This window comes from Microbispora sp. NPDC088329, from assembly GCF_040685655.1.
GTDB lineage: Bacteria > Actinomycetota > Actinomycetes > Streptosporangiales > Streptosporangiaceae > Microbispora.
In genome coordinates, this window is the sequence record NZ_JBFBIP010000012.1 from 165311 (window position 1) to 185103 (window position 19793).

The following is a 19793-nucleotide window of genomic DNA, read 5'->3' on the forward strand; positions in this document are numbered from 1 at the left end:
GTCAGCCGGCCGGAACTTCCGGCACTCCCGAAACTCTGGGCACGGGAAACGCTCCGCACGCAGGAGACGCGCAGCACGCGAACGCCGCTCCGGCACGGAGAGCCAAGCCGGCACAGAGCATTTCGGCGAGCAGAGCATCGGCACGTACGAGCAGGAGGCCCACGTGGCACTGGAGAAGCCCGAGATCGACTTTCCCGAAGGCGCGCCGCCCGCGGACCTGGAGATCGTCGATCTCATCGAGGGGGACGGGCCGGAGGCCAAGCCCGGGCAGAACGTGACCGTCCACTACGTGGGGGTGACGTTCTCCACGGGTGAGGAGTTCGACGCCTCCTGGAACCGCGGCCAGCCGTTCCAGTTCCCGCTCGGCGGTGGCCGGGTCATCGCCGGCTGGGACCGCGGCGTGGCCGGCATGAAGGTCGGCGGACGGCGCCGTCTGACCATCCCCCCGCACCTCGGGTACGGCAACCGCGGCGCGGGCCCCCTCATCAAGCCCGGCGAGACCCTCATCTTCGTCGTCGACCTGCTCGGGGTGGGCTGACCGGGCACCGGTGAGGCCCGCCGTGCTCCGGACAGGGGATAGTGGAGCCGGGGCGCGTTGAGGATGATGGCCGCGTGGACGATACCCCCCCGAACCGCGGCCTCACGCACGGCCGCCTCACGCATGGCCGTCCGCAGGACGGCCCCTTGCGAACGCCGGCTTCCGGGAGGCCGGCGTGACCGGAGCCGACGTCACAGCCACCGGCGGTCCGGCGGTCCGGGCCGGAACACCGCTCACCGGACCGCCCCGGGCCGTGCTCGCGGTCGCGGTCGCGACCGTGGCCGTGCTGCTCGCGGTCAGCCCGTGGTACGGGTACCACCGCGACGAGCTGTACTTCCGCATGCTGGGCGAACGACCGCGGCTCGGATATTTCGACACTCCGCCGCTGACGCCGATGATCGCCCGGTTGTCCACGACGATCTTCGGAGACACGGTCGTCGCCCTGCGGATCGTCCCCGCCCTGTGCACCGGGGTCCTGGTCGTGCTCGTCGCCCTGCTGGCCCGCGAGCTGGGCGGCGGCCGTACGGCCCAGATCCTCGCCGCGGCCGGGACCGCGACCTCCGTGCTGCCTCTCCTGGCCGGGCACACCCTGCTGACCCTCACGCCCGATCTCGTGCTGTGGAGCGCGGTCACGCTGTGCCTGCTCCGGGTGCTGCTCCGAGGGGACGGGCGCTACTGGCTCTGGGCGGGCGCGCTGTGCGGCATCGCGGCGTACAACCGGGATCTGATCGTGGTGCTGCTGGGCGGCGTCGGCCTGGGCGTTCTCGTGGCCGGTCCGCGCGAGGTCCTGCGGGACGGGCGACTGTGGGCCGGCGTCCTCCTGGCCCTGGCCGTCGCCTCTCCCAACCTGATCTATCAGGCCACGCACGACTGGCCGCAGTTCCAGATGGCCGAGGCGTTGCGGATCGACGAGGGCGCGGACAACCGGGCCGCCTTCGTCCCGCTGCAGATCGTGCTGCTCGGGCCCGCGCAGGCGGTGCTGTGCGTGGCCGGCTGGCTGCGGCTGTGGCGGAACCGGCGGGTCCGCTCCCTTGCCGTCGCCTATCCCGTCGCCTGCGCCCTGATTCTGTACGCGGGGGGCCGCCCCGACTACACCGGCGCGTTCCTGCTCTACCTGTTCGCGGCCGGCTGTGTCACGGCGGCCGGATGGCGCTGGCGGAAGACGCTCGTCGCGGCGCTGGCGGTCGACGCCGTGGTCGCGGTGGTCATGGCGCTGCCGGTCGTCCCCGCGACGTCGCTCGCGGGTACGCCCGTCGCCGCCGTCAACGAGGTGGCCCGTGAGTCGGTGGGCATGCGCGACGTGGCGGCGCAGACGGCCCGGGTGGTGAACGGCCTGCCCGCCGGCGAGCGCGCCGGGGCGGTGCTGCTCGCGGGGAACTACGGCGAGGCCGGCGCGCTGCGCCGCTGGGCGGGCGAGTTCGGGCTGCCCGCGGTCTACAGCGGCCACAACGAGCTGTGGTGGTGGGGACCGCCCCCGGAGGGGACGCGGGTGGTCGTGGCCGTCGGCTACCCGCCCGCCGGCCTCCGCACCGTCTTCGCCCGCTGCACCCCGGCGGGCAGGCTGAGCGGGATGCCGGGTGAGGAACAGGGCGTGCCGATCACGGTCTGCCGCGACCCCGTCCGGCCCTGGCGCGAGCTGTGGCCGAGCGCGCGCCACTACAGCTAGCCGACCCCCGGCCTGGGCACCTGCCGCTGTGGTGAGGCAGGATTACGGTGTGTTGCTGATCGACCTTGCCAGGACGTCCGCGGCGGTCGCCGCGGACTCGGCGCGGCTCGCCAAGATCAGACATCTCGCCGAGTCGCTCGGCAGGGTGGGACCGGACGAGGCCGAGATCGCCATCGCGTACCTGTCCGGTGAGCTGCCGCAGCGCCAGATCGGGGTGGGCTGGCGGAGCCTGTCCGACCTCCCCGATCCGCGCCAGGTCGCCACGGCGACCCTGACCCAGGTCGACGCGCTGCTCGAACGCATCAAGTCCCGATCCGGCACCGGATCGCAGGCCGCGCGCCGTGAGCTGCTCGGCGAGCTGTTCGGCGCCCTCACCCGGCAGGAGCAGTCGTTCCTGCACCGGCTGCTGACGGGCGAGCTGCGTCAGGGGGCGCTCAACGGCGTGATGATCGAGGCGATCGCCATGGCCGCGGACGTGCCCGCGGCCGAGGTGCGCCGGGCTCTGACCCTGCGCGGTTCGCTGCCCGCCGTCGGCGCGGCCGCGCTGCGCGGCGGCGTCGCGGAGCTGAAGGCGTTCCATCTGGAGGTCGGGCGGGCGGTGGCGCCGATGCTCGCGCAGAGCGCGCCCAGCGTGACCGCCGCTCTGGAGAAGGCCGGCGCCCCCGCGGCCGTGGAGTGGAAACTCGACGGCGTACGGGTCCAGGCCCACCGGTCGGGCGACCGGGTCGCCGTCTTCACGCGGACACTCGACGACATCACCGCGCAGGTCCCCGAGCTGGTCGAGGTCGTGCTCGGCCTGCCCGGGACCGATCTCGTGCTCGACGGCGAGGTCATCGCGCTGCGTCCGGACGGCCGCCCCGAGCCGTTCCAGGTCACCTCGGGCCGGGTGGCCAGCAGGACCGACGTCGCATCGCTGCGCGCGACCGTGCCGCTGACCGTCTTCTTCTTCGACGCCCTGCGCGTCGGCGGCGCCGACCTGCTCGACCTCACCGACGAGGAGCGGCATGCCGCGCTGGAGGCCGCCGTCCCGGCCGAGCTGATCACGCCGCGGCTCGTCACGGCGGATGCCGAGCAGGCCGAGGCCTTCTTCGGCGACGCCGTACGGCGGGGCCACGAGGGCATCGTGGTGAAGTCGCTGCGCACGCCGTACGCGGCGGGCCGGCGGGGAGCGGGCTGGATCAAGGTGAAGCTGCGGCACACGCTCGACCTGGTCGTGCTGGCCGCCGAGTGGGGCAGCGGACGGCGCCGGGGCTGGCTGTCCAACCTGCATCTCGGCGCCTACGACCCCGAGACCGGCGCTTTCGTGATGCTCGGCAAGACGTTCAAGGGCCTCACCGACGAACTGCTGACCTGGCAGACCGAGCAGTTCCTGCGGCTCGCGGAGGGGCCGGCGGACGACTACGTCGTCACGCTCAAGCCCGCGCTGGTCGTGGAGATCGCCTTCGACGGCGTGCAGCGGTCGAGTCGTTATCCCGGCGGCATGGCACTGCGGTTCGCCCGGGTTCTGCGCTACCGGCCCGACAAGCGTCCCGAGGAGGCCGACACGGTGGCCGCGGTCCGCGCCCTCATGCCCTGACCCGCCTCCATGCCCTGACCCGCCTCCATGCCCTGACCCGCTCTCATGCCGCCAGGCGCCCCGTTCGCCCCGCCGCCTCCGGTCGCCATCCGGCCACTTTCCGGGCCGCCGGAATCACGTCACACGCCTCACTTCACGAGGCGGATGGTCAGCGGGTAGCGGAACTCGGTGCCGGCGAGCGCCGACACCCCGCCGACGACGCACAGGACCAGTCCGACGACCCAGATGACCGGCAGCAGGACGACCCCGACGACGGTGAACGGCAGGAGCACCGTCGCCCCCAGCATCGTGAGGTGGAAGTTGAGCGACTCCACCGCGTGCTTCCTTATGTAGGGGGACGTTCGTCCCGCGGTGACCATCATCAGCAGCGGGCCGATGATGAACAACCCCAGCAGTGCGAACAGGTGCGAGGCCGCGCCTCCGACCCGGTCTCCCCCGTCCGGGGCCGCGGAGCGGTACGACGAGGGTGGCCGGGGGACGTACGCCGGGCGGGTCCCGTACAGGTCGTTCATGATGGGCACGAGATCGGCGTGGGTGCGCGCGGTCATCGCCAGGTGCAGCCGCTCGTCCATCTCGTGCTTGTCGAGCCTGCCCTCGGCGTAGGCCGCTTTGACGTGCTCGACCACCTGTTCACGGTCCTGATTGGTGACGCGCAAATTGGGGTGTGGCATCGGGGCCCGGCCCTGCCACTGTGGTGTCACCGCTGCGGGCATCACAGCATCGCCTTCCGTCGATCGACTGCTCGGCTCTCTTCGAGTCTGCCTCCATCTTGTGCCGCGTACGCACCCGACGGCATCAGGGACATCCCCGACATCGCCCCGAGACCAATCCCTTAACGCCATCGTGATCCACGGCGATGTATACAGGCACTATGAGATGGCGAGATCGCTATGGGCTCCGGCGGCGCCGGGGTGCCCGCGTGGCCAAGTTCGACCGCGAGGCGACCGACGCCGACGTCGAGACCCTCATCGAGTTCGCCAAGACGCGGCGTGGAGTCGAGTTCTACGTCGAGCCCGAGACCTTCGCGACCGACACCACCGCGGTGGCCGTGGCTCACGACGGAGAGTGGACCCGCCGCCGCGTCGGATCTCCCGCCGTGATCGCCAAGGTCGCCAGGGATCTCGCCCTTCCCGTGTACGACGTGCAGCTCACCGGGTACCCCGCCCGGATGCGGGCCTACAACGAGCGCCGCCGTCAGGCTCAGGACGGCGGCCCGGTCTGACGGCCGCCCACGCCTGATCCTCCCCGCCCGCGCGGCACCGCCTCCGGCTCCGCGCGCGCGATCCCGGTCCCGGTCGGCGCCGATGCCGGGCCGGTCAGGTCCCGGGCCAGCAGCGCGCGCAGCGGCGCGAGCCATGCCGCACGGGGAGGACCCATCTCCTCGTCGAGCTCCTCGGGCGTCGGCATGCGGTCGCGGAGCATGGCGGGGGACATCATGTGCGCCAGGGCCTGCCGGAGAAGCAGCGCCATCGAATAACCGGGGTCGGAGGCGAGCGCCCGCTCCAGCGCCATCCCCGCGAGCGCGCACTCCCCCCGGTGCCATGCCGCGGCCGCGAGCAGCGAGGCCGCGGGCGCGACGTGTCCCGGCTCCAGCCGGCGGGTGAGGTCGCGCCACAGTGCGACGTGCGCGTCACGATCGTCGATCAACGCCCACGCCTCGTCCCGCACCCTGACCACGGCGAGGTCGAGCCCGAGCCGGGCCGCCGCGTCGTCGTCCAGCCGGCCTCCCGAGTCGTACAGGCCGATGGCTCCGCGCACCCGCGCCAGCCCCTCGGCCACGAACCGCGCGGCCAGTTCGTCGGCGGCCCGTTCGGTGGCCGGTTCGGTGGCCGGTTCGTCGGCGGCCAATTCATCGGTGACCAGTTCATCGGTGACCGGTCCCCCGGGCTCGTGCACCGCCCGCAGGCCCGCCATGACACGGAGGGTGACCTGCCGCATCGCCGCCCCGTCGCAGCGCTGGACCGAACGCCGCAGGCTGCCCCGGTCGGGCAGGGCGACCAGCCCGTGCATCACGGCCTCGGCGGAGACGTGGCTGCGCTCGGTGTCGTACGGCGTGCCCTCCGCGGGACAGCAGGTCGCGCTGCCGCAGGAGTAGGACCAGTAGCGGCCGCCTTCGGCCCGCAGGCTCTCGGTCACCCTGATGCCCGCGGCACGCAGCAGCCGGGTCACCGTGTCCACGGCGGGGGTCACCACGGCGCCGGAACCGTACCCGACGACGAAAGCGGCGGTCACCGACTCGCGGCGCATCAGCGGGACCAGCCGGTCGAGGTCCCCGGAGGCGGCCGGCAGGTCCCAGCGCGTCGTCAGGCGCACCTGCGGGCCGGCGAAGCCGGTCACGACGAGGCTGTCGGAGGGGTGGAACCCGACGAGGTAGGGCACGGCGGCGAGGATGTCCGCCGGCGAGGAGAGCACGAGCTTCGGGATCGTCATGGCCGCAAGCCTCGCCGGACGGCCGCGCCCCACGACGACCGAAGCCCGTTCTGGGGACAGCCGTCCCCCTGTGGACAACGCGCACGCCCGGACAACCCGGCAGCCGGAAAACCGCTGGCACCGGACAGGGCCCGCGGCCTACACTCGGCGCCATGTCTCTGCCCCGGATTTCCTAGCTCGGACACCCGCCTTCGCGCCACCCGTGTGTCCTTGAGCTTCTCCGGAGCGTAAACCAATGATCACCCTTCGTGGTGTCGACGTGCGCGTCGGCGCCCGTCTCCTGCTGTCGGACGTCACCGCCCACGTCGCCCCCGGCGACCGAGTCGGCCTGGTCGGCCGCAACGGCGCGGGCAAGACGACCCTGTTGAAGACCCTGGCCGGCGAACTGCCACCGGCCGCGGGCACCATCACCCGGACCGGCCCGGTCGGCTATCTCCCGCAGGATCCCGCGGCCGCCGATCCGTCCCTCACCGTCGCCGGCCGCATCCTGTCGGCCCGGGGCCTGGACGAGGCCGAGCGCGCGCTGCGCGCCGCCGAGGCGGCCATGGCCGACCCCGCCCTGCAGGAGCGGGCGATGCGGCGGTACGTCCGGGCCGAGGCCGACTTCGAGGCCCGCGGCGGGTACGCGGCGCAGGCCGAGGCCGCCCGCATCGCCGCCGGGCTCGGCCTGCCCGACCGGGTCATGACCCAGGCGGTCGGCACGCTGTCCGGCGGGCAGCGCCGCCGGGTGGAGCTCGCCCGCATCCTGTTCGCGGGGCAGGGCACGCTGCTGCTCGACGAGCCCACCAACCATCTGGACGCCGACTCGATCGCCTGGCTCCGCTCGTTCCTCGCGAGCCGCGGCGGCGGGCTGGTCCTGATCAGCCACGACACCACGCTGCTCGACGACACCGTGAACCGGATCTGGCACCTCGACGCCGACCGCGCCGCGCTGGAGGTGCACAACACCGGCTGGCGCACCTATCTGTCCGACCGCGACGCCGTCGAGCGAGGGCGCGCACGGCAGCGGGCGGTCGCCGAACGCAAGGCCGCGGCGCTGCACGCCCAGGCCGACAGGATGCGCGCCGGCAAGTCGACCGCCGTACGGGCAAAGGAGATGGCGCGCCGGGCCGACCGCATGCTGGCCGCGGTGGAGCCGGCCCGCCGCGCCGAGAAGGTCGCCCGCATCCGGCTGCCCGAGCCCGCCCCCTGCGGGCGCACCCCGCTCGGCGCGATCAGCCTGACCAAGGCGTACGGCGACCTGCGTGTGCTCACCGGAGTGGACCTGGCCGTGGACCGGGGCAGCCGGCTCGTCGTGCTCGGGCTGAACGGCGCGGGCAAGACCACGCTGCTGCGGATCCTGGCCGGGCGGGAACGCCCCGACTCGGGCCGCGTGGTGCACGGGCCCGGCCTGCGGCTGGGCTACTTCGCGCAGGAGCACGACACGCTCGACCCCGCGCGCACCGTCGCCCAGAACCTCGCCGCCGCCGCGCCGCAGCTGGGCGACGGCGAGGTGCGCCGGATCCTCGGATCGTTCCTGTTCGGCGGCGACGACGCGGGCAAGCCCGCGGGCGTGCTGTCGGGCGGCGAGAAGACCCGCCTGGCCCTGGCCACCCTGGTCAGCTCGCAGGCCAACGTGCTGCTGCTGGACGAGCCCACCAACAACCTCGACCCGGCGTCACGGGACGAGGTGCTGGCGGCGGTCGCCTCCTACCAGGGCGCCGTCGTGATGGTCACCCACGACGAGAAGGCCGTGGAGGCCCTGCGTCCCGACCGCGTCCTGCTGCTGCCGGACGGCGTCGAGGACATGTGGAACCCCGGTTACGCCGGTCTCGTGTCCCTGGCCTGACCTTCCGGTGCCTGATCGCCCGGGACGGTCGCCGGCGCCAGACGCATGCGGACGAGCATGGCGGCGCCGGCGACCGCGCCGGGCATCACGACGACGCTGACGAGCGGCACCGCGAACGCGAGGAAGAGCGGCACGCCGAACCCGAGCGAGACGGACATGTTCGATCGGAGCAGGGCGAAGCGCTCCTTGCGCCGCAGGCCCCGGCGTTCCATCGCCAGGGCGGTCAGTTCGACCGTGAGGAAGAACCCGGAGACGAGCGCCCCCACCACGGGCACCACGGTCTGCCCGACGACCGGCACGAAGCCGAGCACGAACAGCGGAATCGTGAACAGCAGGACATACCAGAGCGTGACGAGGCTGTCGCGGATCGACCGGAACAAGGACCCCCAGAAAGGCAGGTCGCCGCCGCCGGGAAGCCCGCCGAGGTCCTCCTCGACCTTCTCCGACAGCTTCTCGTAGAACGGGTCGCCGATCACGAGCGTGACGGCGGTGAACGTCAGCACGGAGAGCGCGAGACCCACCACGAAGATCATCACGCCGACCAGCGTGCGGAACGCGTCGCGCCAGCCCCAGTCGTCCGCGAACGGCGTCGCCCAGGCCGCCACGTCGGTCGCGTGCGTGCCCAGCCAGACCAGCGCCACGGCGTAGAGGACCAGCGCGATCAGGGCCGGAATCAGCCCGAACAACCACCAGCGGGGATTGCGGGCGACCCACCCGAGACCCCGGAAACAGAACCCGACTCCCTCGGCGAAACCGCCGACGCCGCGCCGTCCGGCGGGCCGCCCGATGCCACTCATGGCGGGCAGGCTAGCGCCAAAGCCGCGTCACCGACACCATGCCCAGCCGAGTGAGAAGGCGGCGAAGCAGGGGCAGCGAGATGCCGAGCACGTTGCCGTGGTCGCCCTCGATGCCCTCCACGAACCAGCCGCCCAGGCCGTCGAGCGTGAAGGCCCCCGCCACGTGCAGCGGCTCGCCGCTGGCGACGTACGCCTCGATCTCCTCGTCCGTCGGCGTGCCGAACCGCACCATGGTGGCGGCGACGTCGGACTCCATGCCGCTCCCGGCCACGTCCTTGACGCAGTGCCCGGTCAGCAGCCGGCCGGTCCTGCCCCGCATCATGTGCCAGCGGCGCACCGCCTCCTCTGGCGTCCCCGGCTTGCCGTACGCGACGCCGTCGAGTTCGAGCACCGAGTCGCACCCGATCACGTAGCCGTCGTTGAGGGTCCGCGACACCGCGACGGCCTTGGCGACGGCCAGTTTCAGGCACAGCTCCTCGGGCGTCGCGGCCGTGATCGCGTCCTCGTCGACCCCGCTGACGATCACCTTCGGATCGAGCCCGGCCGATCTCAGCACCCCGAGCCGAGCGGATGAGGCGGAGGCGAGTATCAGATCCGTCACACATCGAAGCCTAGTCGCTTCTACGATGCCTCTTCGTCGTCAAGACTTTGCAACGAGAGGACATATGTGTCAAATCACAGCGTCAAGGAGCGGATGAGCTACTGGTTCGACAACACCATGGCCAAGGGCACGACCGCCCTGATCGGCTGGCTGGCCCTGGTGTCCCTGGCCCTGGTCGTGGTGGTGAGCGTCCTCACCATCTGGCTCACCCCCGGCGAGGCGCTCCGGCACGACGGCTGGCCGGGGGTCCTGTGGCTGTCGCTCATGCACGCGCTCAGCCCCGGCAAGATCTCCGGGGACGCCGGAACCGCGCCCTTCCTCGCCATCATGCTGGGCGCGTCCCTCGGCGGCATCTTCATCGTCAGCATCCTCGTGGGTGTGCTCTCCACCGGCCTGCGCAGCAAGATCGAGGAGCTGCGCAAGGGCCGTTCACGCGTCATCGAGAGCGGCCACACCGTCATACTCGGCTGGTCGGAGCAGCTCTTCACCATCGTCTCCGAACTGGTGAAGGCGCAGGCCAGCCAGCGCGGGCCGGTCATCGCCATCCTGGCCGACAGGGACAAACCGGCCATGGAGGACGCCATCCGGGCCCGGGTCGGCGACACCGGCGGAACGCGCCTGGTGTGCCGCACCGGCCGCCCCACCGAGCCGGCTGATCTCGCCCTGATGAGCCTGAACACGGCGCGCACGGTGGTGGTGCTGTCCCCCGAGCAGGACGACCCGGACGCGCAGGTCATCAAGACCCTGCTCGCGCTGGCGAAGCGGCCAGGCGGCCATCCTCCCGTGGTCGCCGCCATCGCCTCCTCGCGCACCATGCCGGCGGCCCGGCTGGCCGGCGGGCCCGGCGTCCACCTGGTCGACAGCGACGACATCGCCGCCCGGCTGATCGTGCAGTCGTCCCGCCAGTCCGGCATGTCCGTCATCTGCATGGACCTGCTGAACTTCGACGGCAACGAGATCTACCTGCGCCGCGACCCCGCCCTCGCCGGCAGGTCGTACGCCGAGGCCCTCGGCGCGTACGCGACCGCGACCGTTCTCGGCCTGCGCACGCCCAAGGGCGTGACGCTCAACCCGCCGCCGGACACATTGATCGGGGCGTCCGACGAGCTCGTCGTGCTCGCGCAGGACGACTCGCTCATCCGAGCGGCGAGCGGCACGGCGCCCGCCGACGAACGGCACATCGTCAGCACGCCCGTCCGCGAGCCGGCTCCCGAGCGGACGCTCATGCTCGGCTGGAACGACCGGGCCGCGCGGATCATCCGTCACCTGGACGGATACGTGACCCCCGGGTCGGTCCTCGACGTCGCGGGCGACCACCCCGGCGCCGGCCGCGGCCTGACGGACCTGCGCAACCTGACGGTGAACGTGAAGGATTGCGACGGCACCGACAGGTACGCCCTGGAGTCCCTCGGCGTCGGCGTCTACCAGCACGTCATCGTGCTCTCCGACGACCGGTTCGACCCGCGCCACGCCGACACCCGCACGCTGATGACTTTGCTGCAACTGCGGGACATACAGGCGACCCTCGGTGAGACGTACTCGATCGTGAGCGAGATGCACGACGAGAACAACCGCTCGCTCGCCGAGGTCACCGAGGCCGACGACATCGTGATCAGCGACACCGTCATCGGCCTGCTGCTCGCGCAGCTCGCCGAGAACGCGCACCTCGCCGAGGTATTCGGGCAGCTGTTCGACTCCGCCGGCGCGGAGGCCTACCCGCGGCCGGTGGAGAACTACGTGACGACGGGCGGGCCCGTCGCCTTCCAGACGATCGTGGAGTCGGCCCTGCGCCGGGGCGAGACCGCGATCGGATATCGCGTGGCGGCCGAGGTCGGCGAGCCGCCCCACTACGGCGTCGTGCTCAACCCGGACCGGTCACGGCCGCTGACGTTCGCTCCCGGTGATTCCGTGATCGTCCTGGCCGAACGCTGAGTCAGAGCGCCTTGACGGACGACATCACCGTGTTGATGTCGCGCCAGCGCTTCTTCTGGTCGTCGGGGATCGTGACGAACACGACGGCGGGCTTCTTCTCCGGCACGTCCACGAGGGCCAGCGCCGCCGCGGAGACCCGCTTCCTGCCCTTGAGCGTGTAGTGCACGGTGTAGCCCAGCAGCCAGCCCTTCCGCTTGCCCGCCTTGATGGGCTGGGACGCCGTCCAGGTGATCGTCGCCCCCGAGGGGTGGTGGTTCAGGGTCCACCGGGCGGCCAGCAGCGCGGTGTCGCGCAGCGTCTCCTGCTCCGGAGTCGGCACGGGGCAGGAGACCAGCATCCCCCGGTACGACGCGCCCTTCACCTTGGGCAGCAGCTGGCGGGAGGCGAACGGCGCGGGCGTGGCGAGCGCCCACGCCTTGAAGAAGCGGGGCAGGGCGACCCCGGATCGGCGGTCCTTGATCAGGCCGTGGGGCTTCGCCGCCCGGCCGGGCAGGCGGCGAAGCCGCCGGTCTCCCTTGGGCAGGGCGGGCACGCGGGGATCGTTCAGGGCCGCCGCCAGCGCGGGATCCACGGTGTCCGGGCCGACCGTCGAACCGGCCGTCGAACTGGCCGCCGGACTCGCGGCGGGACTGGACAGGGGGCTGAGACCGGGCGTGGCCGCGGCGCCCGCGGCCGGCGCGGCGGCGCTCGGCACGGACGAGGCCGTCACGGCCGAGGGCAGGCCGGCCGCGGTGGTGTGACGTGACGCGGTGATCGTGCCGGCGGAGCCGTCCCGGCTCACCAGCACGGCGGTCGCGCCCGCCCCCACGACGACTACCCCCGCCGCGACCGCGAGCACCCGGTAGACCACCCGCATCGGCAGGTCCCCGAGCCTCTTGGGAGAGCTCGCCGGCGGCGCCGGCTCAGGGACCGTGATCTTCGGGAGCGGAGTGGTCTCGGCCTCGGCCGCTATGTAAGAGGGGACGGCCTTCGTCCCATAGTCCCCACGTGACACGATCGGGAGCGTACGGCAAATCCCGGTATTTCGGGTGCCTTGTCCATCACACTTCGGGAACGCCCGCCCGCAGCCAGGGCGCGTCGGCCACGACCGTCGCGGAGCCCGGTTCGATCTCGGTGAACCCCGCGTCCCTGACCACCGGAAGCCCGCTCGCGGCCAGCGCCTCCCATCGATCCGGGCCGGCCGTCCTGACCCGTACGGCGAAGCCGCTCTCGCGCCAGGCCGCCCGGTCCGCCTCGCCCGCGCCCCACCAGGCGAACTGGGCGCCGTGGCCCGCCTGGGCCATCGCCTTACCCGCCGTCATCTCCAGACGGGGGTTGATCCAGAGCGCCACGTCACCGGGACCCGCCTCCGGCGGGGTCACGTCATCGGACAGCTCCGTGCCCGACACCTGCAACCGGGCGAGGTCGCGCGGCCAGTCGTCGAGCGGCACGGGAGGATGCACCCGCACCTCGGCCGTACCCACCGTGACGGTGATGCCGGGCAGGGCGAGCGCCCGCCGCCACTCCGCGCCGCGGGCCCGCCTGACGACCTTCCTGATCCGGCCGTCCTGCCACTCCGCGACCTCCTGCGGCCACTCACCGTTCTCCGCGCTGTCGAGCAGGCGCACCACGGCCGTCGCGGCCGCCTCCAGCGCGTCGGTGCGTCGCGGCGGCGCGGCCCGCTCGATGCGCACGACCAGGGGAAGAACGCGTTCGGTCACCCGACAAGGATCCCAGCTTCCCGGCGGTCCCGGACACGCGTGACGATACGGGACGACATGACCGCTGCCAGCAGGCACAGCGCGCCCGCGCCGTACCACGCCAAGTTGTAGTTTCCCAGGTGGTCGCGGGTGACCCCGGCCACGGTGGCGACGACTGCCGCGCCGACCTGGTGAGAGGCGAAGACCCACCCGAACACCACCGAGCCGTCAGCACCGAAGATCTTGCGGCACAACGCGACGGTCGGCGGCACTGTGGCCACCCAGTCGAGGCCGTAGAAGACGATGAAGACGAGCATGCTCGGCTCGGCCGTGGCGGCGAACAGCCGCGGCAGGATCAGCAGCGACAGCCCGCGCAGCGCGTAGTAGACGACGAGCAGGATCCGCGAGTCCACCCGGTCGCTCAGCCAGCCGGAAAAGACGGTGCCGGCGATGTCGAAGACCCCGATCACGGCGAGCAGCGAGGCGGCCGTGGTCTCCGGCATGCCGTGGTCGTGGGCGGCCGGGATGAAGTGGGTGCCGACCAGGCCGTTCGTGCTCGCACCGCAGATGGCGAAGCCGACCGCGAGATACCAGAAGCGCCGGGTCCGGGCGGCGTCCCGCAGCACGCGGACGGCCCGCGCGGCGGCGCCCTTGGCCGGCGTGCGCACGACCGGCTCGGTCGCGCCCAGCGCGGTCAGGCCGATCTCCTCGGGGGTGTCGCGAATCAGGAACCACACGAGCGGGACGACGGCGAGCGCGGCCGCCGCCACCGTGACCGAGGCCCACCGCCAGCCCTGTGTCTCGGCCAGGTGCGCGAGCACCGGCAGGAAGACGAGCTGTCCCGTCGCGCCGCCCGCCGTCAGCACACCGGTGACCAGGCCGCGGTGCCGTACGAACCAGCGGTCGGTCAGCGTGGCGGCGAAGACGAGCGCCATCGAGCCGGTGCCGAGCCCGACCAGGACGCCCCAGAGCGCGACGAGCTGCCAGCTCGCGGTCATGAACACGGTGAGGCCGCTGCCCACCGCCACCAGCAGCAGGGCGCAGGCGACGACGCGGCGCATGCCGAACCGGTCCATGAGCGCCGCCGCGAACGGCGCGCACAGCCCGTAGAGCATGAGGTTCACCGAGACCGCGAGCGAGATGGTGCCCCTCGTCCAGCCGAACTCGTCCTCCAGCGGCGTGATCATCACGCCCGGCGTGGCGCGGAACCCGGCCGCCCCGATGATCGCGACGAAGGCGACGGCGGCGACGATCCACGCACGATGCAGCGACTTCATGGCGAGCATCCTCCCGTTGGTCCGCCTTCGGAGACAGTGGCCGGGAGGTCAACATGTGAAAGAATCGGGCCATGAATCCGGCCGTGCACCGCGTCGCCGTACTGGCCCTGGACGACTTCGCCACCCTCGACCTGGGTATCCCGGGTCAGGTGTTCTGGGCCGCCCGCGACCGGGGCCCGCTGTACGAAGTGGTCACCTGCACCCCGGGAGGCCGCCCGGTGCGGAGCCGAGCGGGATACGGCGTGGTTCCCGACCACGATCTGAGCGTGCTCGCGACGGCGGACACGGTGGTGGTGCCGGGCATCCACAGCGGTCCGCCGCTGGAGGACGGCACGCTCGGCGAGGAGCTGCGCGCGGCGCTGTGGGGCGTCGCGGGACGCGCCCGGCTCATCTCGATCTGCACCGGAGCCTTCGTGCTGGCCGCCGCCGGCCTGCTGGACGGGCGTCCCGCCACGACCCACTGGCGCAACGCCGCCGAGTTCCGCAGGCTGTTCCCCCGCGTACGGCTCGATCCCGACGTGCTGTTCATCGACGACGGCGACGTGCTGACCTCGGCGGGGGTGGCGGCGGGCATCGACCTGTGCCTGCACGTCATCCGGCGCGACCACGGCAGCGAGGTGGCCAACCGCACCGCCCGCCGATGTGTCACCCCGCCGTTCCGCGAGGGCGGCCAGGCCCAGTTCATCGAGCGGCCGCTGCCCGACCCCGCCGGGACGACCACCGCGCCCACCCGGGCGTGGATGCTCGAACACCTGGAGGCGCCGGTCAACCTGGCCGCCCTGGCCGCGCACGCCCGCATGAGCGTGCGGACCTTCACCCGCAAGTTTCGCGAGGAGACCGGCCTCAGCCCGGCGCGGTGGCTCGCCGCGCAGCGGATCGCGCACGCCCGGCACCTGCTGGAGACCACCGACCTGCCGGTCGACGCGATCGCCGGGAAGGCCGGGTTCGGCAGCGCGGTCTCACTCCGCCAGCACCTCCACGCCGCCGTCGGGGTCTCTCCCCTGGCCTACCGGCAGACGTTCCGCACTCCCGCCGCGCTCGGCTGATCGGTGCCGACCACTGGCCGGAGTCAGCGGCGGTTGCCGGCGGAAGGGCCGCGCCAGGCGTACGGGTTGCCCGACCGGCGTCCGGGCTCGCGGAGCGCCGGTGTGTTCACGGGCTGCTGTTTGCGGGCCCGCCGCTTGCGCATGAAGAACCAGCCGATACCGAGCAGGACCATCCCGATCGGCGTGCGCGCCAGCCAGCGGGTGACGACGAGTTGCAGGATCCTCTTCATGACACCCGCTCCTACCCGGCGCGAGTGCGGCCATGTGTCCCGGAGGCTTCGGTGAACAGGACCTATCAGGCTCTGTCCTTCGACGGGGACGGAACGTTGTGGAACTTCGAGGCCGCGATGAGCCGCGCACTCGAGGATGCGGCTCGGCTTCTCCGCGCGTCGGGAGTCAGCGGGCCCGAGGGGCCGATAACCGCGAACTGGCTGCGTGAGGTGCGTGATTCGATCGCCCGCCTCGACGCCTATCGCGGCCGGAGCATGGAGAAGATCCGGCTGGCGTCCTTCGAGGCGGCCCTGACGCACTGCGGACACGCCGATCCCGCGCTGGCCCGCGATGTGTACGACGTCTACATGCGCGCCCGGTGGGAGCGGTTGAATGCGGCTCGACGCCCGCGACGTCCTGCACGTGGGCGACGATCCCGTCGAGGATGTCATCGCCGCTCGCAGGGCCGGATTGGACACCGTCTGGATCAATCGCGACCACCTGGAATGGACGCACGAGGAAGAGCCGCCCATGGCTGTGGCAGACCTACGTGGGCTCGTCCTGCGACTCGCCGCGGCCCGCTGACCGCCGATGGGTCGGCGGTATCGCGAAACCGAAGGTCTCACTCAGTGCGTGGACGTCTTTGAGGTCCTTCTCGGCAGGGGGGTACGCCGTCTTGAAGGCGAACATCCACTCCGGGGCGACGCAGTCCACGGCATGGCCGTTGATCACGCCCTGGCCGGTGAGTGAGCCGTAGGGATACGCGACGCCGTAGACGATCCTGCCCGACTCGTCGTATTCGAAGACGTGCACGTCGATACCGCGGCCCCGGTCATCGGTCACGACGTAGTTCCAGGCGCTGTCGCTGTCGTCGCGTCTCCTCGTGTATCCGAGGCCCTTCATGTGTTCGATGAACCGCTCTTCGTCCTTGCGGTCGAGCGCCACGTCGAGGTCCGGGTGCTCTCTCGTCTGCTCGCCGAGGAGGGCGTCGACGCACCAGCCGCCGTCGATCCAGATTCTCACGCCGTTGCCGGCGAGATGACGGTAGATGCCGGAGACCGTCGCCGCGTCCATCGGAACGCCGAGAGCCGCCCTCCGGACGGAGGACGGCTCTTTGGATGATCCAACCATGGTGGAGCTATGGGGATTCGAACCCCAGACCCCTTCCATGCCATGGAAGTGCGCTACCAGCTGCGCTATAGCCCCTTGCCACACCGCCTGGGCGATGCTCCGCCAGTGTATAGGACTTCGGCGGCGTGGGCGTAACCGACAGGGGCGGAGGAGATCACAACCCCCGTCGGCACACCGCAGGGCGTTCGGGCGTCAGGGAATCGCCAGCGAGAACCAGACGGTCTTGCCTCCGGCGACCCGGCTGGTTCCCCAGTGTTCGGCGAGCTGGCTGACCAGGTAGAGCCCTCTGCCGTCCTCGTCGAGCGGTCCGGGCTCGCGCACCACCGGCAGCCGGTGGTCGTCGTCGCTGACCTCGCAGAGCAGGTGGTCGGTGCGCAGCAGCCTGATGGTGATGGGCCGCTGGGTGTGCCGCACGGCGTTGGTGACGAGCTCCCCGGCGAGCAGCTCGGCGACCGGGATCATCGACGTGAGTCCCCACGAGTCGAGCGTCCGGCGGACCAGGCCGCGTACGCGCCCCGGCGTCGTCGGCTGGGGCTCCAGCAGCCACTGGGCGACGTGCTCGCTGGGGATGCCGCGGAACCGGATGGCGAGCACGGTGACGTCGTCGTCCCGGGTGGCGGACAGCACGTCGTCGCTCAGCTCCTCGATCGAGGCTCCGTTCGCGAGCCCGAGGCGCAGCGACTCCACGCTCTGCCCGATGTCCTGCCCGCGCTCCTCCACGAGCCCGTCGGTGTAGAGGACGAGCATGCTGCCGTCCTCCGCCGCGATCTCCATCGTCTCGAACGGCGTGCGGCCCAGCCCGATCGGCGGGCATCGGGGCGGCGACAGCAGCTCCGCCTTCCCGTCCGCTCCCAGCAGGATCGGCGGCAGGTGGCCGGCGCTCGCGATCGTGCACCTGCGCAGCACCGGGTCGTACACGCAGTAGACGCAGGTGGTGAGCGTCTGCGCGGCCAGCCGCTGGGCCATCTCGTCGAGCGAGTGGAGCACCTGCTCGGCCGGCAGGTCGAGCGAGGCGAGGGTCTGCACGGCCGTGCGGAGCTGGCCCATCACGGCCGCGGCGGCCAGCCCGTGTCCCATCACGTCGCCGACGACCAGAGCCACCCTGCTGCCCGGCAACGGGATGACGTCGTACCAGTCGCCGCCCACCCGCTCGGCCGCGGGTTCGTAGCGGTAGGCGATCTCCAGCCCGGGCAGCTCGGGCGGGTCTCCCGGCCGCATCCCACGCTGGAGGGTCTCCAGGGTCTCGTCCTGCCGGCGGTCCCGCCGCCCGTGGAAGAGCGTGAGCGCGGCGGGCACCGCGAACTGTCCCGCGGCGAGCACATGGGCCTCGCCGAAGGGCGACCGCCCGGGGCCGCGCGCCAGCAGCGCGCAGCCGACGGCCTTGCCGTACGCCCGCAGGGGCACGGCGAGCAGGCGCCCGTCGAGCAGGGCCGCCTCACGGATCCCGTCGCCGGCCCAGCACGGCGGCAGCCGCCCCTGGGGATCGACCCGATGCCAGGCGGCGCCGTCCACGTAGACCGCGGCGGCGTCGGCCAGCCTCGGCACCAGCGCCTCGCAGAGGAGCCTCGTCGCCTCCTCCGGGCTCCGGCTCTCGCCGATGGCCCGGACGATTCCACTGACGTGGCTCAATACGCAGGACGGTTCCCCGTCTCCCGACACGGGTGTGGCCGCTCAGAATTGGTCACGCCGGCAGTTGACGAAGAGCTGGATTTCCGGTGGCGCCTGGGTGGTCGCCGGCGCGTACGAGAGGTGATTTTCCGACAGCACACCGAAACCGGCGGCTTCGATGATCTCCCGCAACTCGTCGCGCAGATATCCGGTCACGCGAACCGGTGCGCCGAGAAACTGGAAAGGCACGTCGTCGAGGTCGATTTCCACCATGCTCAGCGAGAACAGGCCGCCGGGGGCGAGCACCGCGTGAATCCTGCGGAGCGCCTGCTCGATCTCGGCCCGCGGCAGCATGAGCAGGCTGAAGAACGCGGTCACGGCGTCGAACACGCCGAGCGAGTCGTCGAGGTCGAGCACGTCGCGTTCGAGGAACGTCCCGGTCGGCACGTTCTTCCTCGCCAGGTCGAGCATGACCGGGGAGATGTCGATGCCGGTCACCTCGCAGCCCGCCTCGGCGAACTGCTGGGCCGTGGGAGCACCGGTGCCACAGCCGACGTCGAGCACACGCGCGCCCGGCTTGAGTTGTTTGATCAACCATTCACCTGCGGCCAGCTGGCCTTCCTTGTGCGGGAAGGCCTCGTCGTACCGACCGCCGATGCGGTTGAACGCCTCAGCCTGGATGGCGCGGTACTCCTGACGCGGATTGTCCGGTCCTGATTCGATTGTCATGATTTGCCGCCGTTGGTGATCAGCCGTCTTTGCCTCCTTCTAGATAGGGGGCAGCGCCGGAACAAGTCAAGCTATTGCCCCGCCAATTGGGATTTCGGCCCGAAAATAGTGTCAAAGATCATTGTCAACTAGATGCGCCGGCCCCTGATGAAGCCGAGATCTAGATGTGCTCCATGACGATGACCGCGGTGGTGTCGGGCTCGAGGGCCTCGAAGACGTGGGGGGCGTCGCCGGGATAGGCGATGTAGTCGCCCGGCCCGAGCTCGACGGGCCCCTCCGCGGGCCCGGCCAGCGCCCGCCCGGTTCCGATCACGAGGTGCTCCGTCGTCCCGGCCCGGTGCGGGTCCGAACTGCGTGGCGGGCCCGGCTGGGCCGAAATGCGGTAGACGTCCCGCCGGGCGCCCGGCGGGCAGGAGGCGAGCAGCGTGACGCCGTAGTCGGCCTGCTCGGAGTAGGTCACGGGCCCCTCCCCCGCCCTGATCACCCGTACGGCCGGCCGCGGAGGGTCCACCAGGTGACTGAACGGCACGCCGAGCGCCGCCCCGAGCGCCCACAGGGTCTCCACGCTCGGATTGCCGGTGCCCGACTCCAGCTGGGAGAGCGTGGACTTGGCGATGCCCGCGCGCCTGGCCAGCTCGGTCAGCGACAGGCCGGCGCGCTCGCGCTCCCTGCGGATCGACGCGGCGATCAGCGCGATCAGGTCGAAGGACGGCCTCTCAGCCACGTGGTTCGCTCCAGACTTCCG

20 protein-coding genes and 1 tRNA gene are annotated in these 19793 nt (G+C 71.9%); 8 read left to right on the forward strand and 13 right to left on the reverse strand.

The genetic code is table 11. The annotated features are described in order from the left end of the window. The first annotated feature begins 163 nt into the window (after positions 1–163). The 3 genes from AB0O28_RS22905 to AB0O28_RS22915 all read left to right on the forward strand — a co-directional run bounded on the left by AB0O28_RS22905 (position 164) and on the right by AB0O28_RS22915 (position 3780). Positions 164–538 carry an FKBP-type peptidyl-prolyl cis-trans isomerase gene (locus AB0O28_RS22905; RefSeq protein WP_363643263.1) on the forward strand — a complete coding sequence of 125 codons (375 nt, stop codon included), beginning with the start codon at positions 164–166 and terminating at the stop codon, positions 536–538. Positions 539–713: 175 nt separating this feature from the next. Next, the gene (locus AB0O28_RS22910; RefSeq protein WP_363643265.1) at positions 714–2204 is read left to right on the forward strand and encodes a glycosyltransferase family 39 protein; all 1491 of its coding nucleotides are present in this window, start codon (positions 714–716) and stop codon (positions 2202–2204) included. 49 nt (positions 2205–2253) lie between these two features. Then, positions 2254–3780 carry an ATP-dependent DNA ligase gene (locus tag AB0O28_RS22915; protein WP_363643267.1) on the forward strand — a complete coding sequence of 509 codons (1527 nt, stop codon included), beginning with the start codon at positions 2254–2256 and terminating at the stop codon, positions 3778–3780. 128 nt (positions 3781–3908) lie between these two features. On the opposite strand, the gene AB0O28_RS22920 is transcribed toward AB0O28_RS22915, so the two are convergent. Continuing rightward, positions 3909–4493, reverse strand: coding sequence for a DUF1707 and DUF4870 domain-containing protein (locus AB0O28_RS22920; RefSeq protein WP_363643269.1), 585 nt, complete (start codon positions 4491–4493; stop codon positions 3909–3911). Between the two features lie 158 nt (positions 4494–4651). Between AB0O28_RS22920 and AB0O28_RS22925 the strand changes: the two genes are divergently transcribed. Further along, positions 4652–5002 carry a hypothetical protein gene (locus AB0O28_RS22925; RefSeq protein WP_363643271.1) on the forward strand — a complete coding sequence of 117 codons (351 nt, stop codon included), beginning with the start codon at positions 4652–4654 and terminating at the stop codon, positions 5000–5002. On the opposite strand, the gene AB0O28_RS22930 is transcribed toward AB0O28_RS22925, so the two are convergent. Then, positions 4981–6210 (reverse strand): DUF4192 domain-containing protein, encoded by a 1230-nt coding sequence (locus AB0O28_RS22930; protein WP_363643273.1) that lies wholly within the window; start codon positions 6208–6210, stop codon positions 4981–4983. The two genes, AB0O28_RS22925 and AB0O28_RS22930, sit on opposite strands and share 22 nt — an antisense overlap. Before the next feature lie 235 nt (positions 6211–6445). On the opposite strand from AB0O28_RS22930, the gene AB0O28_RS22935 reads away from it, so the two are divergent. Then, positions 6446–8038: an ABC-F family ATP-binding cassette domain-containing protein gene (locus AB0O28_RS22935; RefSeq protein ID WP_363643275.1), complete on the forward strand. Its 1593-nt coding sequence runs from the start codon at positions 6446–6448 to the stop codon at positions 8036–8038. Here AB0O28_RS22935 and AB0O28_RS22940 read toward each other — a convergent pair. Further along, the gene (locus AB0O28_RS22940) at positions 8011–8835 is read right to left on the reverse strand and encodes an EI24 domain-containing protein (RefSeq protein WP_363643277.1); all 825 of its coding nucleotides are present in this window, start codon (positions 8833–8835) and stop codon (positions 8011–8013) included. The genes AB0O28_RS22935 and AB0O28_RS22940 overlap by 28 nt on opposite strands. A 10-nt stretch (positions 8836–8845) precedes the next feature. Continuing rightward, positions 8846–9436 (reverse strand): nucleoside triphosphate pyrophosphatase, encoded by a 591-nt coding sequence (locus AB0O28_RS22945; protein WP_363643279.1) that lies wholly within the window; start codon positions 9434–9436, stop codon positions 8846–8848. Between the two features lie 66 nt (positions 9437–9502). On the opposite strand from AB0O28_RS22945, the gene AB0O28_RS22950 reads away from it, so the two are divergent. Continuing rightward, complete coding sequence (locus AB0O28_RS22950) at positions 9503–11368, forward strand: potassium transporter TrkA (protein WP_363643281.1); 1866 nt, start codon at positions 9503–9505, stop codon at positions 11366–11368. Position 11369: 1 nt separating this feature from the next. Here AB0O28_RS22950 and AB0O28_RS22955 read toward each other — a convergent pair whose 3' ends face one another. From AB0O28_RS22955 to AB0O28_RS22965, 3 genes are read right to left on the reverse strand one after another with little or no spacing between them, the layout of a single operon-like run. Next, a complete protein-coding gene (locus tag AB0O28_RS22955) occupies positions 11370–12362 on the reverse strand; it encodes a hypothetical protein (protein ID WP_363643282.1) in 993 nt (330 codons plus the stop codon). A gap of 46 nt (positions 12363–12408) precedes the next feature. Beyond that, a complete protein-coding gene (locus AB0O28_RS22960) occupies positions 12409–13068 on the reverse strand; it encodes a peptidyl-tRNA hydrolase (RefSeq protein WP_363643284.1) in 660 nt (219 codons plus the stop codon). After that, a complete protein-coding gene (locus tag AB0O28_RS22965) occupies positions 13065–14324 on the reverse strand; it encodes an MFS transporter (protein WP_363643286.1) in 1260 nt (419 codons plus the stop codon). Before AB0O28_RS22965 ends, AB0O28_RS22960 begins: the two co-directional genes overlap by 4 nt. Before the next feature lie 71 nt (positions 14325–14395). Between AB0O28_RS22965 and AB0O28_RS22970 the strand changes: the two genes are divergently transcribed. Then, complete coding sequence (locus tag AB0O28_RS22970; protein WP_363643288.1) at positions 14396–15370, forward strand: helix-turn-helix domain-containing protein; 975 nt, start codon at positions 14396–14398, stop codon at positions 15368–15370. A 23-nt stretch (positions 15371–15393) separates the two neighbouring features. On the opposite strand, the gene AB0O28_RS22975 is transcribed toward AB0O28_RS22970, so the two are convergent. Continuing rightward, entirely contained in the window at positions 15394–15600 is a 207-nt protein-coding gene (locus AB0O28_RS22975; RefSeq protein ID WP_363643290.1) for a DUF6203 family protein, read from the reverse strand. Between the two features lie 373 nt (positions 15601–15973). On the opposite strand from AB0O28_RS22975, the gene AB0O28_RS22980 reads away from it, so the two are divergent. Next, on the forward strand, positions 15974–16165 hold the full coding sequence (locus tag AB0O28_RS22980) for an HAD hydrolase-like protein (RefSeq protein ID WP_363643292.1): 192 nt from the start codon (positions 15974–15976) through the stop codon (positions 16163–16165). Here AB0O28_RS22980 and AB0O28_RS22985 read toward each other — a convergent pair. The 5 genes from AB0O28_RS22985 to AB0O28_RS23005 form a co-directional block, all read right to left on the reverse strand. After that, positions 16127–16654, reverse strand: a complete 528-nt coding sequence (locus AB0O28_RS22985; RefSeq protein ID WP_363643294.1) for a hypothetical protein — start codon at positions 16652–16654, stop codon at positions 16127–16129. The genes AB0O28_RS22980 and AB0O28_RS22985 overlap by 39 nt on opposite strands. Before the next feature lie 56 nt (positions 16655–16710). Continuing rightward, positions 16711–16786: transfer RNA gene (locus tag AB0O28_RS22990), tRNA-Ala, on the reverse strand. Positions 16787–16903: 117 nt separating this feature from the next. After that, complete coding sequence (locus tag AB0O28_RS22995; RefSeq protein ID WP_363643296.1) at positions 16904–18340, reverse strand: ATP-binding SpoIIE family protein phosphatase; 1437 nt, start codon at positions 18338–18340, stop codon at positions 16904–16906. A 42-nt stretch (positions 18341–18382) separates the two neighbouring features. Continuing rightward, positions 18383–19048, reverse strand: a complete 666-nt coding sequence (locus tag AB0O28_RS23000) for a class I SAM-dependent methyltransferase (protein ID WP_363643298.1) — start codon at positions 19046–19048, stop codon at positions 18383–18385. A gap of 160 nt (positions 19049–19208) precedes the next feature. Further along, entirely contained in the window at positions 19209–19772 is a 564-nt protein-coding gene (locus AB0O28_RS23005) for a helix-turn-helix domain-containing protein (protein ID WP_363643300.1), read from the reverse strand. Positions 19773–19793 lie beyond the last annotated feature (21 nt).

What these genes read in the sequence shown, in the direction of transcription:
- AB0O28_RS22920 (WP_363643269.1), bottom strand. Translation starts at nt 4,493, where the DNA reads ATGCCCGCAGCGGTGACACCACAGTGGCAGGGCCGGGCCCCGATGCCA.
- AB0O28_RS22925 (WP_363643271.1), top strand. Translation starts at nt 4,652, where the DNA reads ATGAGATGGCGAGATCGCTATGGGCTCCGGCGGCGCCGGGGTGCCCGC.
- AB0O28_RS22930 (WP_363643273.1), bottom strand. Translation starts at nt 6,210, where the DNA reads ATGACGATCCCGAAGCTCGTGCTCTCCTCGCCGGCGGACATCCTCGCC.
- AB0O28_RS22935 (WP_363643275.1), top strand. Translation starts at nt 6,446, where the DNA reads ATGATCACCCTTCGTGGTGTCGACGTGCGCGTCGGCGCCCGTCTCCTG.
- AB0O28_RS22940 (WP_363643277.1), bottom strand. Translation starts at nt 8,835, where the DNA reads ATGAGTGGCATCGGGCGGCCCGCCGGACGGCGCGGCGTCGGCGGTTTC.
- AB0O28_RS22965 (WP_363643286.1), bottom strand. Translation starts at nt 14,324, where the DNA reads ATGAAGTCGCTGCATCGTGCGTGGATCGTCGCCGCCGTCGCCTTCGTC.
- AB0O28_RS22970 (WP_363643288.1), top strand. Translation starts at nt 14,396, where the DNA reads ATGAATCCGGCCGTGCACCGCGTCGCCGTACTGGCCCTGGACGACTTC.
- AB0O28_RS22975 (WP_363643290.1), bottom strand. Translation starts at nt 15,600, where the DNA reads ATGAAGAGGATCCTGCAACTCGTCGTCACCCGCTGGCTGGCGCGCACG.
- AB0O28_RS22980 (WP_363643292.1), top strand. Translation starts at nt 15,974, where the DNA reads ATGCGGCTCGACGCCCGCGACGTCCTGCACGTGGGCGACGATCCCGTC.
- AB0O28_RS22985 (WP_363643294.1), bottom strand. Translation starts at nt 16,654, where the DNA reads ATGGACGCGGCGACGGTCTCCGGCATCTACCGTCATCTCGCCGGCAAC.
- AB0O28_RS23000 (WP_363643298.1), bottom strand. Translation starts at nt 19,048, where the DNA reads ATGACAATCGAATCAGGACCGGACAATCCGCGTCAGGAGTACCGCGCC.